The following is a 17427-nucleotide window of genomic DNA, read 5'->3' as shown; positions in this document are numbered from 1 at the left end:
CTGAAACTTATGTATTAAACGCTATTAATTTCAATGTCTTGCGTTTTTTTTGTTATGTTTGATATTTAATAGATTCTGACGATAAAAAAAATATGTTGAATTGATTGCATTTTAAGCGGCTTGTATGGTGATGTTCGCATTAAGTGATGTTATACTCCTGCCGAATAATTTATCGACTTTATTAAGAGTAAAATTAATGGCAGATTTATCGAAGTACAGAAACATTGGTATTTTCGCGCACGTTGATGCGGGTAAAACCACGACTACTGAGCGTATCCTAAAGCTTACTGGTCAAATCCATAAAACAGGTGAGGTTCATGATGGTGAATCTACTACTGACTTCATGGAACAAGAAGCTGAGCGCGGTATTACTATCCAGTCTGCGGCTGTAAGCTGTTTCTGGAAAGATCACCGTTTTAACGTTATCGATACTCCTGGACACGTTGACTTCACAGTTGAAGTATACCGTTCACTTAAAGTATTAGATGGCGGTGTTGGTGTATTCTGTGGTTCTGGTGGTGTTGAACCACAATCAGAAACTAACTGGCGCTATGCTAACGAATCAGAAGTTGCACGTATTATCTTTGTAAATAAATTAGACCGTATGGGTGCTGATTTTTACCGTGTAACTGAGCAAGTACGTAAAGTACTTGGCGCAACTCCACTAATCATGACTTTACCAATCGGTATCGAAGATGAGTTTGTTGGTGTTGTAGATGTTTTAACTAAAAAAGCGTACGTATGGGATGACACTGGTCTTCCAGAAAACTACGAAATCACTGACGTTCCTGCAGACATGGTAGAAAAAACTGATGAATACCATGAAATGCTTATCGAAACTGCTGTAGAGCAAGACGATGACCTTATGGAAGCGTACATGGAAGGTGAAGTACCTTCTATCGAAGATATCAAGCGTTGTATCCGTAAAGGTACTCGTGACCTTGCTTTCTTCCCTACATACTGTGGTTCTGCTTTCAAAAACAAAGGCATGCAACTAATCCTTGATGCTGTTGTTGACTACTTACCTGCTCCAACAGAAGTTGATCCTCAACCTCTTATGGATGAAGAAGGTAACGAAAATGGCGAATTCGCAATCGTATCTGCTGACGAACCTTTCAAAGCGCTAGCATTCAAAATCATGGATGACCGTTTTGGTGCATTAACTTTCGTACGTATCTACTCAGGTAAGCTTAATAAGGGTGACACTATCCTTAATGCGTTTACTGGTAAAACTGAGCGTGTTGGCCGTATGGTTGAGATGCAAGCAGATGACCGTAACGAATTAACTAGCGCACAAGCTGGTGACATCATTGCTATCGTAGGCATGAAAAATGTGCAAACTGGTCACACTCTATGTGATCCTAAGCACCCAGTAACACTTGAGCCAATGGTATTCCCAACTCCAGTAATCTCGATTGCTGTACAGCCTAAAGATAAAGGCGGTAATGAGAAAATGGGTGTTGCTATCGGTAAAATGGTTGCAGAAGATCCATCTTTCCAAGTTGAGACTGATGAAGATTCAGGCGAAACTATCCTTAAAGGTATGGGTGAGCTTCACTTAGATATCAAAGTTGATATCCTTAAGCGTACTTACGGTGTAGACCTTATCGTTGGTCAACCACAGGTTGCTTACCGTGAAACTATCACTCGTGAAATCGAAGATAGCTACACGCATAAGAAACAATCTGGTGGTTCTGGTCAGTTCGGTAAAATCGACTACCGCATCAAGCCAGGCGAAGTTGCTTCAGGCTTCACGTTTAAATCATCAGTTGTTGGTGGTAACGTACCTAAAGAATTCTGGCCTGCAGTTGAGAAAGGCTTTAAGTCAATGATGGGCGAAGGTGTTCTAGCTGGCTTCCCAGTATTAGACGTTGAAGTTGAACTTTTTGACGGTGGTTTCCATGCTGTGGATTCATCAGCAATCGCGTTCGAAATCGCTGCTAAAGGTGCTTTCCGCCAATCGATCCCTAAAGCGGGCGCACAACTTCTTGAGCCAATCATGAAAGTTGACGTGTTCACTCCAGAAGATCACGTTGGTGATGTAATCGGTGACCTTAACCGTCGTCGTGGTATGCTAAGCGACCAAGAAGCTGGTTTAACTGGCGTTCGCATTAAAGCTGACGTTCCGTTATCAGAAATGTTCGGTTACATTGGTTCACTACGTACAATGACATCTGGTCGTGGTCAGTTCTCTATGGAGTTCTCACACTACGCACCATGTCCACAAAACGTAGCTGACACAGTAATCGCTGCAGAAAAAGAGAAAAAAGCTGCTAAGTAATTAGCTCTTTAACTCTTTAAAAAACCCGCACATGTTGCGGGTTTTTTATTACCTATAATTTGGTTTTATTTTTTATAGTTTTTTATAACTGCTTTTTATTATTAATTAGTCCTATATTTTTAATTAATAAGAAGGTACTAGAGCAATTTATTTATATTGTTACAAAGCAGGGATTTGTTATACACGTCTATGCACAGAGCGTTATATCAATAGTGAGGAAATTACTGTTGTATCATTTAGCTCGTTTTTTCTTTTCACTATTTTTAAGTAGAACTGGAGAATGGTAAGGTTTTTCATTTTTATAACTGGCAACTTGATGATGAAACGCAATCAGTTATTTCTAAAATGTACTGTAATAAGTTAGCTAGAAAAATAGAAAATATTAGCGGCAAATGCAGCGCATGATTTTTTAATTTAGATAGAAAAAAGGAGCAATTAATTGCTCCTTTTTTGTTTTTATTTTATAACGCGCTAATTAAACTTTTTTATAGCCTTAGCTTTTAGCGCTTTAATCTTTAGCCTGCGTGGCTTTTTAAAAGATTGTATAGGCATTGATACCATATGCTCTTGTGGCAGTGCCGGAATTGTTTGTGGGTAAGTTCCTTCCTTTGGCACGGAAATCTCTTTTAGATGTACTTTAAGCGCCTCTAGAGTTGAGTCGTTATCAACTTCACTAGGGCAAATAAATATACCTAACTTTCTTAGTTTTACGCCGAGTTTGATACTACTGGTATAACGGATAATTGGAGCACCTAATACTAAGCCTAATAATATAGGTGATAGCCACCAAAAGAATACAGGTGTGAAGTAGTAGGCTGTGCTACCCCATGCTATAGCCACAATAGTAGAGAATAACGTATAACCAAACGCTTCTTTCCACGGAACCATACGACCTTCGCGCGGTTGTGCATCCCACTTCACTTTTTTACCTAAAAATACGCAAAGTACAAAGTAAGCATGAAATACCATCATTAATGGTGCGACAATAATAGCAAATACAGTTTCAATAATTGAACCTAGGATTAACTTAATTGAACCACCAAAGCGTTTGTTTCTATGTATTAGGGTGACTATTACGCCCATTAATTTAGGCATTAATAAAATAACAATAGTTAAATACAAGAGTGAATCAATAAGATCGGTTTTAGCTATTTGCCATGTAGGAAATAATTGATAAACACGGTTAAAGTACACATCACTATTTAATGCGCGCGTTACTGCATCAATAGTACTTAGCGCTAGCATTGAGAGCCAAATTAGTGATGAAATATAAGCGGTTGCACCTAATAGAAAGTGCAGCTTACTCATTAATTTTAATTTAGATGACGATAGTAAACCTAAGTGCTGAATATTACCCTGTACCCAGCGTCTATCGCGTACAGCATAATCGAGAATATTACTTGGTACTTCTTCGTAGCTACCTTCAATATCTGATAGTAATAGTACGTCCCAACCTGCACTATGAAGCAGTGATGCTTCTACAAAGTCATGACTTAAAATCTCACCGCCAAAAGGTGCGTTACCTTTGAGTGTTGGCAAGCCACAGCACGTTATAAATGCTTCAACTCTAATGATTGCATTATGACCCCAGTAGTTGGCTTTATCTGTTTGCCAAAATGCTGAGCCAGTAGCGAGCATTGGGCTATATAGCACTGACGCAAACTGTAAAAAACGACCAAAAAAGGTATCTTGACGAACAGGTATTGGAATCGTTTGGATCAGGCCTGCTTGTGGGTTGTTTAGCATGCTTGTAGTAAGTTCTAACATACATTTACCGGTGATTACGCTATCTGCATCAAGCACAATCATATGGTCGTAATTACTTCCCCAGCGCTCACAAAAGTCGGTTAGGTTACCTACTTTGCGGTGTTTGTTATCTTCGCGACGACGATAAAAAACATGCTTTGCTGTATCCCCTAAACGTTCGCACAATGCATGCCATGCACTTAGCTCGTTTTTAACTATTTGAGGGTCTTGTGTATCGCTTAATAAATAAAAATCAAAATTATCAAGCTGACCAGTTTCTTTTAACGATTGTAGACTTACTTCAAAGCCCGCGATAACACGGTGGGTATCTTCGTTATAAATAGGCATTACAACGGCGGTTTTCTGAGCGTTAATTGCCTCGTTATTGAACTCAATTGGTTTAATACGTTTTAACGTAAGCGGGTCAATTCGAAACAACTGTAGTACAAAGCCGATTGTGCCACTACAAAAGGCCGTTACAATCCAAGCAAATGTGATTGAGAATAATATTAAAAGAGCATACTCAAGTAGTGTCATACCGTTTGAGCTTAAAATCTCAAACATAATAGATATGCCGTAGCCAGATGTGCCAAGTGCCGCAATGGCAAATAGCCATACTCTTAGTGTTTTGAATGGCATTGGAGTGCCCCTACCTTTATTACTTGATGTCATTTGGGTACCAAACATAGCTCCATACCTCGCTAATTTCTTTGTCACGTAGTTTTAACGATAAACGCATATCAACGGGTTGATCGTCCTGTGGTGCAATTTTAAAGGCTACACGCCATCCACGTGAATCCGGAAGTTTTTGTACATTCACGTCGGTTACTTCGCCTGTTGTAAGTTGAATGTCGGCATCTAGTTTTAACTGTTTAGACAGTTGATTTATTTCTGATCCAGTAAAATCAACAGTAAATTGGCGGTGGCTTTTTGGTGGTGGGTTGTCCTCACCAGGTAAAGCGGCGCTACCAATTCTTGTACGTAGTACACGTGCTTTCTCGTGCTGAGTTAAAACTGAATTAAAGGTCGTCATTTTGTAGCTTAATTTTAATGAATCTCCGGCCTTCATTGGTTTTTCTGGTACCCAGTAACTTACGATATTGTCGTTAGTTTCTGTATCAGTCGGTATTTCTACAAGCTCTACACGACCATTTCCCCACTCACCTTGTGGTTCAATCCATAGGCTAGGGCGGTCGTGGTAATGTGCTTCTGTGTCTAGATAGTTATTAAAGTCTCGGTCTCGTTGAGCTAACCCAAAACCTTTTGGGTTATTGTACGAAAATGAAGTAACGCTGAGTTGTGATGGGTTGTTAAGAGGGCGCCATACCCACTTGTCATCAGCAGATTGAGTTAATAAGCCATCCGAGTCATGAACTTCAGGGCGATAGTCATCAAAAAATTTGGTGCTGTTTTCGCCGTGATAAAACATACTCGTTAATGGTGCTACACCTAGTTTTTTAATATCTTTACGCGCAAAAATCTGCATATCAACATCAACTAGCATATTCGTTGTAGGGTCGACGCTAAATTTGTACGCACCAGAAATAGATGGACTATCCAACAATGCAAAAATGGTGATTTGTGTTTGCTCTGCCTTTGGTTTAACTAACCAAAACTCTTTGAACATTGGAAATTCTTCACCCGAATTCTCAGCAGTATCAATGGCAAGGCCTCTTGCTGATAAGCCATAAACTTGTTGAGGGCCAACGACTCTAAAATACGATGCTCCCTGAAATACCATTACTTCGTCTTTATACTCGTTAGTATTTAATGGGTAATGTAAGCGAAATCCAGCATGGCCTAGTTGAGTGCCCGCCACACTTTTAGCTATTTCTTCTTGTAGTGGTGCAGCAGTGCCATCGTATTGGTAAAAGTCGGTGCTGAAAGGTAAGCGGCTACGTTTAGAGTCGCTATCAACAGTATTTATTGTTACAGGTGTTTTATATAAAAAACCAGGGTGGAATAATTGCAGCTCGTACAGGCCTTCATCTTTCCACACCGCTTTGTCTTTTTTAAATCGAATTGAACGGTAGTCTTGATAATCAATATTATTTAGTGCTTCAAGCTCGATGTTTTTAGGTGCCACATATTCTTCGCTTGCTAGCTTTTTAGCGCGAGCGCTAATTACATCAAATAAGCTACTTTGTGGAATTGCTACATCAACAGTTGCAGCAATCGCTTGGTTGCTATTGCCCCAAGTCGAAAAAATAATAAGTAGACCCAGTAGTGGTGCTGACTTTTTTTGCCATTTAGGCAAGTTTTGGGTTAGTTGTTTCATTCTCATTCCTTTATAAAAACACGACTTATTTTTACGTTTAGGGTAAATATTGATTTTGTTTTGTAAGTATCTTCTAATTTACTTAAAGCAAAATGTGAACCCTTATAAAAGTTCATATTTATCAATAGGAAAACCAATATACGTAACTCATTGAGGTTTTTGCTGTGTAAAATTCACTCAATCTTATGTAGTTGTTACTGATTAATTACTAGAAGACTCACTAATCGTATGAACATATTACGGGGAGTTTAATGAAGCTTGTCTGAATTACATTTGTATAAAATAAAAAAGCCGCAAAAGCGGCTTTTTATATGTTTAGATTTTACTTAATTATTTCTTTTTAAATCGACGCACTATTGATAGTGGTGCTAAAAGAAGTGATAACCATAATAATGAACCTGCATCATTATCATCATCTGAGCGTAAGTTATTTACCTTAACGGCTACTTTTTCAATGTTTGATAAGTTACCAGCACTATCTTGAGCTTGTACTGTTAAAGTAATACGATTTTCGAATTCGTAATCAATCTCTCCAGCAACAATTAACTGCCCCTCATTGTTAATAGAAACGCTGTCATTATCAGATGTAATAAATTTAACAACAGGTGATTCATCGGCATTTGGATCACTAAAATCGAGCGTGCCGATAATTGTGCCAATTGCGCTGTTTTCATCGATTGCAAAAACTTGATCGGCTGCAATTACAGGTGTTTGCTCTTCAGGCGTTAAAGTAATTTCAGATTTAATGTCAATAATCACAGGGTCATGGTCTGATGCGCGGTATGCACTTTCAGAGTACAAGCTAGATTGTTGACCTTCGCTTTTAAACTCTACATTGTAATCAAGTGAAATAGGTTCATCTGCGTTGATATGCCAATCTGTTGCAGCGACAACTTTGCTAAGTAATGATTGTGTAGCTACTGCATGGTCTAAACTTCCTGCACGACCAGAAAAGCTATAAGAATAACCAAGTGTATCACCATCAATTTCAGCAACTACATTTTTGTAGCCTTTATCAGCAAATGCACGTATTGGATCTTCCATTGCGTAAGCATTCATATCGCCGACTAAAATAGTATCTTCGTCATCAACACCGGTTGGTTTGCTATCAAGCCAATCTGCGAATGCATTAGCACCTTGCGTGCGTATTTCATTCCAACAGCCTTGGCCATCACCTAAATCTGCATTATTTCCAGAAGCACTACCACAGCTTTTAGATTTAAGATGTGACACAGCAACAGTAAATACTTCATCAGTTTCTATTGATTTAAAGCTTTGTGCAATTGGAGCACGGTTACTAAAATCAAATGGAGCCTCAGTTGTAATGGCAGCAGTGCCTACTTCTTCTACTTTGTTAGCACGATAGATAAGTGCGGTAGTAATTGCATCGGTACCAATTTGATCTACGTTAAAATCAACAAATGCATAGTTGTTAGCACTATCTGCATCATTTAATGCATCTACTAAGCTAGCAATTGCACTAAATTCGCCAAAGCCATCATTCTCAATTTCCATTAAACCAACAACATCGGCCTCAATAGCGCTAATAGCACTTACAATTTTAGCTTCTTGACGAATAAATTCAGCTTCAGTATCTGCACCTCGAGATGTAGGGAACCCTCCGCCTTGGCCATCACCATTGAAGTAATTAAGTACGTTAAAGCTAGCTACACGTAAATCTGCTTCAGCATTAAGTTCAGGCGCATCTTCACGTGCATTTGTTGCAATAAACGAAGGCGCTAAAGTTGGGTGAATTCGGTAAAGACCGAAGCTATAAGCAAGTGCCCCTGTAACAGTATTAACAGTATCGCCAGTTCGTAATGTATTTTCTGCCGATAAGCCTGGAGTTGGATAAGCTGTAGGGTCTAAGTTTTGTACTGTAGAGCCATCATCTATTAAAATCTTTTTAAGTAGATTTTCAGTTTCAACTGCATTAGCAGCATCGCCAGGTAACGCAACCTGAGTACCTTGGTACAAGCGCTCTGTTGCTAATTCAACTTCACCATATCGACCAAGACCAAAGTTATTAGTCACTACTAATGGTTGCTCTAATGTGACTAACATACCTTCAAAAGCTTCTAAATCAGTTGTATTAGCTAAAGGTAAAGTGATTTTTGTAGCTGCTGCAGCTAAACCAGTGCCACACACCGCAACTTGGCTAACACTGCCAATTTGTGTTGCATCAAAATATTCTTCAACAGTACCTTGTACACGTACATGGTCGCCTACATTCACGTCAGTATCTGCAAAATATACAAATACACCTTCAGAGGTAAGTGGATTTGCATCTATATCAGCAGCCAGTGAGTTAACAAAAAAGCCTTTTAATTGTTCATCACCTTGAAAATCGGCGCTTACAACACCTTCAAGTTCTACTAATGTACCTACAAGTGGGCTAGCAGAGCCGTCACCTTGAATAGCATTTATTAGTGTTTTTTCTGCACCACAAACTAGTGGTTCAAGTGGTTCTGGCTCAGGGTCTGGCACAGGAGCGGTACCGCCGTTTCCTGTGTGTGAACCTAATCCATCAAAGGTGTCAATATCAAACTGTTCCCATTCTTCGCTAGGATCAAAAATGGCTGTCGAGTCAGTTCGGCCTGTGGTAATGCTATCTTTTCTTCGCAGCGTTTTGTTAACCGTAGTTACACCCCCTTCAGACCACTCTGAACCCGGATCAACACCAACTTGACCAAAACTATCAACAATTACACCGTCTTTAGTTAAAACAAGGGCATCATCACCGTTATAGTAGGTTACTGTGCTGGTTTCATCTGCAATATCAAGTATTGCAGCTGCTGCACTGGGGTTTGAAATAATGTAGGTGGTATTGGCGGCCAATGTTCCGGTTAAATCAATCGAGTTGCCAATCGAACTGCTACCATTTGAATAGAGTCCTAAAGTATAACCTTCAAGAGAAAGCTCCGTATCAGCATTATTATAAAGCTCGATTGCTTTATTATTACTGCTTCCCTCTATATATTCTGAAATGATTAGATCAGCGGATGCTGGTGCACTGAGACTTGCTATAACAAGTGCGAGTGGTGTTATTTTTGTTTTAAACATTTTTTTATTATTCCCGTGTATTAATCCCAAAATGGGACACCAGTTTAGAGAATAAATATGACGAAAATAATACAAAAATGTAAATGAATGTAAACAAAAGGCGGTTTAACCGCCTTTTAATAAAAAATTACTTTTTAGCTAGATATTTTGCGGCTTGCTTAGCAAAGTAGGTTAATATTCCATCGGCTCCTGCACGCTTAAATGCAAGTAAAGATTCCATTATTGTAGCCTCTTCACTTAACCAACCGTTATCAATTGCTGCTTTGTGCATTGCATACTCGCCACTTACCTGATATGCGAAAGTAGGTACACCAAATTCGTCTTTAACACGCCGTACAATATCTAAATAAGGCATACCGGGCTTTACCATAACCATATCAGCGCCTTCTTGTAAGTCTAATGCGACTTCACGTATTGCTTCATCAGAGTTTGCTGGATCCATTTGGTAAGTTTTTTTATCAGCACCTTTTAAGTTACCAGCAGAGCCTACAGCATCTCTAAATGGGCCATAGTAGCTAGATGCGTATTTAGCTGAGTAGGCCATAATTCGAGTATGAATAAACCCATCAGCTTCAAGTGCTTCGCGAATAGCGCCAATACGACCATCCATCATATCAGAAGGGGCAACAACATCAGCACCAGCTTCTGCATGGGAAAGTGCTTGTTTAACTAAAATTTCAGTAGTGACATCATTAATAACATAACCTGAATCATCAATAATACCGTCTTGGCCATGCGTAGTGAAAGGGTCAAGTGCTACATCAGTAATCACACCCAACTCAGGAAAAGCTTCTTTTAACGCTCTTACGGTGCGTTGTGCTAAGCCATCATCGTTATATGCTTCTTCGGCAAATAATGATTTTTTATCCGCAGGCGTTACTGGAAAAATAGCAACGGCAGGTACGCCAAGTTCAACGAGTTCTTTTGCTTCAACAAGCAGTAAATCAATTGATAGGCGCTCAATACCAGGCATTGATTCAATTACCTCGCGGCGATTTTTACCATCAAGTACAAATACAGGGTAAATTAAATCATTTACGCTAAGCTGGTTTTCAGCCATTAAGCGGCGAGAAAAGTCGCTGCGGCGCATTCTGCGCATGCGAGTATATGGGAAAAGGTCTAATCCTGATTGGGCCATGTTAATATGCTCCTACTGTGGTAATGGAAAAGTAATTACTTGATTACGGCCATGCTGCTTTGCGTAATAAAGTGCTTTGTCGGCGCACTCAGTAAAAATTTGAGGGTTGCTAACATCATCAGCAATACTGGTGTATACACCAGCGCTAATAGTAAATTGAATATCATTATTGGCAACCGTTACTGTACTTACTGAGATATCAGCTCGTATTTTTTCAGCTATGTCTTGTGCGCCTTCACTAGGGGTATTAGGTAATAGCACAACAAATTCTTCACCGCCATAACGGGCAACTTCATCGAGTGGTCGTTTTAAATGGTCTTTTATAAGGTCAGACACTGCTTTAATAACTTGATCGCCAATGATATGGCCGTACGTGTCGTTGATATTTTTAAATCGATCTATATCAAGCATAACAATGCTAAGCGGCGTTTGTTCTCGACGAGAGCGACGAAGCTCCATTACCAGTTTTTTATCAAAAAAGCGTCTGTTTTTTATTCCAGTCAATGCGTCTTCAGTATTTAGTAACTCAAGTGAGCGGTTTTTTTCTTCAAGCTCTCTAAGCGTCACTTGTAATTCAAAGGTGCGCTCGTCCACCTGAGATTCAAGTTCTTGGCGAGTTTTTTCTTGTAATTTTAAGCGCTCTTTAAGTAGTGTATCTTGTGCTGTGTTTTCAGCAATCAAGGTTTGTTGAGCAATCACTTCTTCATCGCGTTGTAAAATAAATAACTTCATTACGCTGTAGCATAAGCAAAAAGTGCAACCAAAAAAGCATGCAAATACAAATGCGAGCGTACTTCTGTCAAAGGCGTATAGGCCCATTACTGCAACAGTAAAATAAAGCATTACCACCAAGAAAAAAACCAATACAAGTAATAGTGCTTTGTTTGGTTTAGAAGGCGTTAAACGCACGCACATAAACGTAGTTACAATATAAAAGCCTAAAACGATTGGAGTAGTGATTAAACAAAATAATGTAACTATGTTGTTTGGAAGTAGCCAAATAAATAATAACGAAATGGCTAAAGCGTTAACTACAACTTTTTGAATAGTTAGCAGAAGAGAGGGCCTGGGATGGCAAACTTGCTTCTGCAAAGGCAAAAACAATAAAGTGATAAGCATAAGTAATATAGGGGTCATAACTTGCTGTAATGCAGGCAAATTAGGATGAACGTACCTTAAGCCAAAACCACAAAGGTAGGCTAATACACTACCTAATGTGAGAGATATAACCCCAGCATAAACAAAATAACCTTTACGTGAAAAACCATATAAAACTATGCAACTCACACCCAAAGAAAATATAAAACCAATCAATAAGCCATAGAGTAAATTGAGTTTTCCTTTGTGTGCCAAATAAGCTTCTGGTTGCCACAGTGTTAAAGGGACTCGCAAGCCTGAACTATTCGCCACTTTCATTATAATAAGCGTTTCGCTATTTGCAGGGCTGAGCAGTTTAACTAATAAAGATTCACTTTTAATTGTGCGCTTATATAAGGGGTAGGCATCACCAATTTGAGTATAAGAAAGTAATTGCGAGTTATGTAATTGATATACTTGAACGTCGTTTAGCAAAGGATTGTTTAGTGACAATATTTGCTCAGTATTATAACTAAGTGTATTTTTTATTTTAAATTTTATCCATACAGGACGCTGCTCTAGTCCTAAATTAAGGGGTTTTGCTGTGTTTTTTTGCCACTGTATATGGCTACTTTGTTGTGCACTTAATAGCGACGTTGGTTCAAAAGAGTAATACAGGTTATTAATGTTTTGAGAGTTAAAATCGTGTTTTATTATTACTGGGTTTGCGAAACAGCAAAAAGTGCAAAGGAATACTAATAGGCTTAAAAGTGCCTTTGCATAGGCCATTAACGATCTTCTAAACCAAAAACACGGTGAAAGTTTTCTGTAGTTTTACGGGCTACAACTTCTTCATCTATTTGATAAAGTTGTGCAACCGTTTGACAGATATAAGGAAGCAGGGCAGGTTCATTTTTACGTGATTTAGGTTTTGGTTTAACTGTTCGTGGAATTAAAAATGGTGCATCAGTTTCTATTAATAATCGATCTAGAGGAATGCTAGGCACTAGCTGTTGTAAATCTTTTCCACGCCTTTCATCACATACCCAACCCGTTATACCAATATATAGACCTAAATCTAAATATTGCTTTAGAGCTGCTGAGTTACCCGTAAAGCAGTGGAGTACACCGCGAATACTAAACTCTTTTAAAATACTTAGCATGTCGTCACTTGCATCACGTTCATGCAAGTAAACAGGTAAATCTAATTTCTCTGCAAGTGCTAATTGGCGCCTAAAAACACTACGCTGTACATCGCGAGGCGAAAAGTCGCGGTTATAATCAAGGCCACATTCACCAATAGCAATAACATGCTTATTATTTGCAAGTACAGTTAGTTGTGCTTCTAGTTCATTAGTGGCTGATTTTGCATCATGTGGGTGGATACCCGCCGTAGAATATTGAAGATGCTTTGTTGCAAGTTCAAGTGATTGCTGACTGCTTGCAATATCACAACCAATAATAAGCATATTTGTAACACCCGCTTCATTGGCACGGGTAATTACATCGTGATGCTGCTCATCAAATTGATGATTAGTTAAGTTAACTCCAGCATCAATTAATGTATATGACATTACTTAGTACGTTTAACGCGAATAGAGCGGTTTTCACCGTCAATTTTAAGTAAAAATGAGTTAAAAACACCACGGCTAATTACAATCGTATCGTTCTTTTTCAAGCGCATGCTGTCAGAGCCAATTTGACGCCATTGTTGACCGTTATCTAGCGAAATAATTAACTCGCCGTAAGCAGCTTCTTCAACTGAAGCAACCATCGCTTTAATTTCAGCGTCTTTTTCTGTCTGTGATTTTTTGTACTCTAACCCAAATTCATCAGCTGTTGTTTTTACTTCTGTTGGTGTTGTGGCTACTGCCTGAGGCACATTATTAGCTGTTGGTGGTGTGAGCGTTTTTGTTACTGATGGCTTAACCAGTGACTTACCCGCGATGGTATTATCGTAACAAAGTAAGCGGTTAAAATCGTTTTCAATAAAGCTACATGCTTGTAACGCTTGAGTATTAAACTCTGTTTGCGCAGCAAAAGTCGGTGCGCTTAATAAAACCAATAGTGAGAGTAGTTGTTTTTTCATTTTATTCCTCAGATTCTTTTTGTGGTTTAGCGGTATAAAACTTTGCTAAAATTAGACCTAGCTCAAACAGAAGAAGCATCGGAAATGCTAACAATGTTTGTGATAATACATCAGGCGGTGTTAAAAACATCGCGACTACAAAAACACCCACTACGATATAAGGGCGCTTTTCTTTTAAGCTTTTTGTTGTTGTTGCACCACTCCAGCATAGCAACATAATAGCCACTGGAATTTCGAAAGCGACGCCAAATGCAAAAAACAACTTTAATACAAATCCTAGATAACTACTTATGTCAGGTGCAAGGGTCATCATTTCGGGACCGGTACTTGTAAAAAACCCTAAAATAATTGGCAGAACTACAAAGTAACAAAAGGCTATGCCGCCATAAAATAATATTATACTTGAGGCGAGAATAGGCATGAGCATTTTCTTTTCGTGCTGATATAAACCCGGCGCTATAAACCCCCAAACTTGATGCAATATCCATGGAATCGACGCAAATAAAGCGACAAATAAAGTAAGTTTGAAAGGTGCAAAAAAGGGAGCTGTTACATCGGTTGCAATCATGGTTGCCGTACTTGGCAAATGCGAGACTAACGGCTGTGCAACAAAAGCATAAATATCATTTGCAAAATATACTATGGCAATAAAAATAACAAAAATGCTTAGTAGCGCTTTTATTAGCCGATCACGCAACTCAATTAAATGAGCTACAAACCCTGATTTTACTTCCTCAGCCATTATTTTTTATACCATGTAGTAAGTTGACCACAAAGTGAGAAATAAATTTCACTTTTTCTCATCAAGTTGTTGGTTATTTGATGTATCAGATTGTTGTTTTTTGTAGCTGTGAGTAACTGATTCAGCCGCTTTTTGTAGCTCTGTTAGTGAGCTTTGTAACTCAGGGCTTAAATCTTTTAATTCTTGCTGTTCTGCTTTTTTAAGGTTTTCGTGCAGCTCATGGATGCGAAGCTCTTCACTTACTTCGGCTTTTACTGAGTTGGCAAGTGATTTAGCGGTTTTAACCCATTTACTCACTGTTCTAATCGCAACAGGTAAGCGCTCAGGGCCGAGCACCACTAAACCAACAATAAAAATAACAACAAGTTCCCACATGCCCATACTAATTAAACCTTATTGTTATCTTTGTTTTTTTCAGTATCGGTTGAGTTGTCAGCAGTGTTTTTTTCTGATTGTTGAATTTGCTCGGATTTCTCTTTCTCGCTCATTTGATCATCTGACATTGCTTTTTTGAAGCCCTTTACAGCGCCCCCAATATCGCCACCCATACCGCGTAGTTTTTTTGTGCCAAAAAGTAAAACTATGATCGCTAAAACAATTAATAATTGCCAAATACTAATACCACCAAAACCCATGGTTTTCTCCAATATATAAAACGGTTAAATGTTTATTTTAAATACTAATTATACGCTCACTAGCGCAAATAGCACCCAGTTTATGCGCTGCGCCATGCCGCTATAAAGCTAATAGCCGATAAGCTTATTGCAAGACTTGCAGCTATTAAATCGTGCTGTAAATAACAAAGTGTTGCCATAATCATTGTAGCACTACCAAATAAACTCAATATTAAAGGTTTATGAGATACCTTTTGTTCTTGCGGTTGAATGTGTGGTGCACGCTTTAAATTTTGGTAAATTAGATCCGGTAACTCGGGCATTTTTTCAGCCCAAAATGGCAAGTTAGCATACATTTGCTTCAGTACTGATAGCGGTCCAACTTGTTGCTTTACCCAGTCTTCTAAAAAGGGCTTAGCTGTTTTCCATAAGTCGAGTTGTGGGTATAGCTGACGCCCCAATCCTTCAACGTATAATAAAGTTTTTTGTAGTAATACTAATTGCGGCTGTACCTGCATGTTAAAACGACGTGCAGTATTAAATAGATTTACGAGTACGTGCCCAAATGAAATTTCAGCCAAAGGTTTATTAAATATAGGCTCGCAAACTGTGCGAATCGCAAATTCAAATTCTTCAATGCTAGTATCTGGTGGTACCCAACCAGAATCAACGTGTAGTTGTGCAACTTGGCGATAATCACGATTAAAAAAGGCGATAAAGTTTTCAGCTAAATAGCGTTTATCTTCTTTGCTTAACGTACCAACAATACCGCAATCAATACCGATATACATTGGGTTTTCAGGGTGCTCTCGAGAGACGAAAATATTACCCGGATGCATGTCGGCATGAAAAAAACTGTCTCTAAACACCTGCGTAAAAAACACTTCTACGCCACGCTCAGCAAGTAATTTCATATTAGTGTTTTGCGCCATAAGTGCATCGGTATCAGAGACGGGTATGCCGTAAATACGCTCCATCACCAGCACATTGCTACGGCTGTAATCACTGTAAACTGCAGGGATGTATAATGAATCAGAGCCTTCAAAATTGCGTTTTAGTTGAATGCCGTTGGCACCTTCTCGCATTAAGTCGAGCTCGTCTAGGAGTGTTTTTTTATATTCTTTAACTACTTCAACCGGGCGCAGGCGTTTTGATTCGTTATGTACTTTTGCAAGTACCTTTGCGAGCTTTTCCATTAGCGCTAAATCGGCATTAATTTGCTCATAAATATTAGGTCTAATAACCTTAATTACGACATCTTGCTCAATACTCTGCTCATCAATAAGTTTTGCTGTATGTACTTGCGCTATAGATGCAGAGGCCAGTGGAGTTTGTGAAAACTCACTAAATAATTCATTTATATCGTTAATTTCGAGCGCTTTTTCTATTATTTTTTGTGCAAGTTCGCCTTCAAATGGTTGAACTTGATCTTGCAAAAACGCAAGCTCTAAAGCGATATCATGAGGGAGTAAATCACGACGAGTAGAGAGCATTTGACCAAATTTGATCCAAACAGGACCCAGCTCTTGTAATGCTAAACGTAAACGTAGCCCCGCCGGTTTTTCTTTGTGCTGATTACGCAGCCAAAATAAACTACCACGGGCTATTTTACCAAACCAAGGCACTTTATGCTTTGGAATTAGCTCGTCTAGTCCATAGCTAAGTAACGTTTTGGTGATGTTATACAAACGTGCAGTCGACACAAAAAATCCTTAGCGGGTGTTTGAAGGTAAAAAAGAATTTAAGAGGGCGTTAATGCGTTGCTCAACGGCAGCGACTTGTCCTTTGAGTTCTCTATTTTTTTGTTTAAATTGCTCAAGTTCTAATGGATGAATAGTAATTGCGAGCTCATCTTGGCATAAACTTGTAAGCATGGTACTTATTTTAGTATTGGTTTTGCTGCTCTTTTGTTTTAGTTCTTTTAAGTGCAGGTATAACTGCTGAGCGGGTGCATCGCCAATGTATTTAGAAAGTTGTTCAGGCCAATCAATATCAATACCTGAAAATGCATTGCTATAAGTTTGCGCAATATTTAAATCGCCTTGTAAGTCGAGCTTATCTTGGCGAATTAATTGGGTAAGCATTGCAGGGTTTTTGAGCGCTAAAAGTGTTTCTATATCTGCGCTGATCATACAATCTGCGTTTTCGTTACTTTGGGCACTGTATAAGTGTAATTGATCAGCACTATAAACGAGTTGGATGCTTTGTTGCCAATCTCTTATTTCAACCACTAAGCGCTTATGTTTAACGGCGTTTAGCTTTTGAGATAATTGTGGGTCAAGGCTAAGCGCTTGATTTAGTACACGCTCAATAAGCGAAAGTACAAAATTAGGTAACATAAAAAACTCAGATGACATTGCACCATTATTGCTTTTTGTTATTTTTTCAAGCGCCATAAC

The 17427-nt window shown here is 38.8% G+C and carries 13 protein-coding genes; 1 reads left to right on the top strand and 12 read right to left on the bottom strand.

From position 1 onward, the window contains the following. Positions 1 to 196: 196 nt before the first annotated feature. The gene (fusA, locus tag H5126_RS14960) at positions 197 to 2281 is read left to right on the top strand and encodes an elongation factor G (protein ID WP_182720801.1); all 2085 of its coding nucleotides are present in this window, start codon (positions 197 to 199) and stop codon (positions 2279 to 2281) included. Positions 2282 to 2752: 471 nt separating this feature from the next. Here the strand turns inward: fusA and mdoH are convergent, their stop codons facing one another. The 12 genes from mdoH to H5126_RS14900 form a co-directional block, all read right to left on the bottom strand. After that, the gene (gene mdoH / locus H5126_RS14955; RefSeq protein ID WP_182721528.1) at positions 2753 to 4714 is read right to left on the bottom strand and encodes a glucans biosynthesis glucosyltransferase MdoH; all 1962 of its coding nucleotides are present in this window, start codon (positions 4712 to 4714) and stop codon (positions 2753 to 2755) included. Beyond that, positions 4686 to 6305 carry a glucan biosynthesis protein gene (locus tag H5126_RS14950; protein ID WP_182693856.1) on the bottom strand — a complete coding sequence of 540 codons (1620 nt, stop codon included), beginning with the start codon at positions 6303 to 6305 and terminating at the stop codon, positions 4686 to 4688. Before H5126_RS14950 ends, mdoH begins: the two co-directional genes overlap by 29 nt. 330 nt (positions 6306 to 6635) lie before the next feature. Further along, positions 6636 to 9368, bottom strand: a complete 2733-nt coding sequence (locus H5126_RS14945) for an ExeM/NucH family extracellular endonuclease (RefSeq protein WP_182716479.1) — start codon at positions 9366 to 9368, stop codon at positions 6636 to 6638. 127 nt (positions 9369 to 9495) lie between these two features. Continuing rightward, entirely contained in the window at positions 9496 to 10506 is a 1011-nt protein-coding gene (gene hemB / locus H5126_RS14940; RefSeq protein ID WP_024597079.1) for a porphobilinogen synthase, read from the bottom strand. 12 nt (positions 10507 to 10518) lie between these two features. Beyond that, a complete protein-coding gene (locus H5126_RS14935; RefSeq protein ID WP_182721085.1) occupies positions 10519 to 12372 on the bottom strand; it encodes a diguanylate cyclase in 1854 nt (617 codons plus the stop codon). Further along, positions 12372 to 13157 (bottom strand): TatD family hydrolase, encoded by a 786-nt coding sequence (locus H5126_RS14930; protein WP_154903832.1) that lies wholly within the window; start codon positions 13155 to 13157, stop codon positions 12372 to 12374. Before H5126_RS14930 ends, H5126_RS14935 begins: the two co-directional genes overlap by 1 nt. Beyond that, positions 13157 to 13672, bottom strand: a complete 516-nt coding sequence (locus tag H5126_RS14925) for a hypothetical protein (protein ID WP_004334960.1) — start codon at positions 13670 to 13672, stop codon at positions 13157 to 13159. Before H5126_RS14925 ends, H5126_RS14930 begins: the two co-directional genes overlap by 1 nt. A 1-nt stretch (position 13673) precedes the next feature. Then, complete coding sequence (gene tatC, locus H5126_RS14920) at positions 13674 to 14414, bottom strand: twin-arginine translocase subunit TatC (RefSeq protein WP_004334958.1); 741 nt, start codon at positions 14412 to 14414, stop codon at positions 13674 to 13676. A 48-nt stretch (positions 14415 to 14462) separates the two neighbouring features. After that, positions 14463 to 14795 carry a Sec-independent protein translocase protein TatB gene (gene tatB / locus H5126_RS14915; protein WP_024597077.1) on the bottom strand — a complete coding sequence of 111 codons (333 nt, stop codon included), beginning with the start codon at positions 14793 to 14795 and terminating at the stop codon, positions 14463 to 14465. Positions 14796 to 14800: 5 nt separating this feature from the next. After that, positions 14801 to 15049 carry a Sec-independent protein translocase subunit TatA gene (tatA, locus tag H5126_RS14910; RefSeq protein ID WP_004334954.1) on the bottom strand — a complete coding sequence of 83 codons (249 nt, stop codon included), beginning with the start codon at positions 15047 to 15049 and terminating at the stop codon, positions 14801 to 14803. A gap of 80 nt (positions 15050 to 15129) precedes the next feature. Next, the gene (gene ubiB, locus H5126_RS14905; protein ID WP_182721084.1) at positions 15130 to 16731 is read right to left on the bottom strand and encodes a ubiquinone biosynthesis regulatory protein kinase UbiB; all 1602 of its coding nucleotides are present in this window, start codon (positions 16729 to 16731) and stop codon (positions 15130 to 15132) included. Positions 16732 to 16740: 9 nt separating this feature from the next. Then, positions 16741 to 17424, bottom strand: coding sequence for an SCP2 domain-containing protein (locus tag H5126_RS14900; RefSeq protein ID WP_004334950.1), 684 nt, complete (start codon positions 17422 to 17424; stop codon positions 16741 to 16743). Positions 17425 to 17427 lie beyond the last annotated feature (3 nt).

This window comes from Pseudoalteromonas sp. SG45-3 (genome assembly GCF_014164075.1).
Lineage (GTDB): Bacteria > Pseudomonadota > Gammaproteobacteria > Enterobacterales > Alteromonadaceae > Pseudoalteromonas > Pseudoalteromonas distincta.
This window is presented reverse-complemented; position numbering and strand designations above follow the sequence as displayed.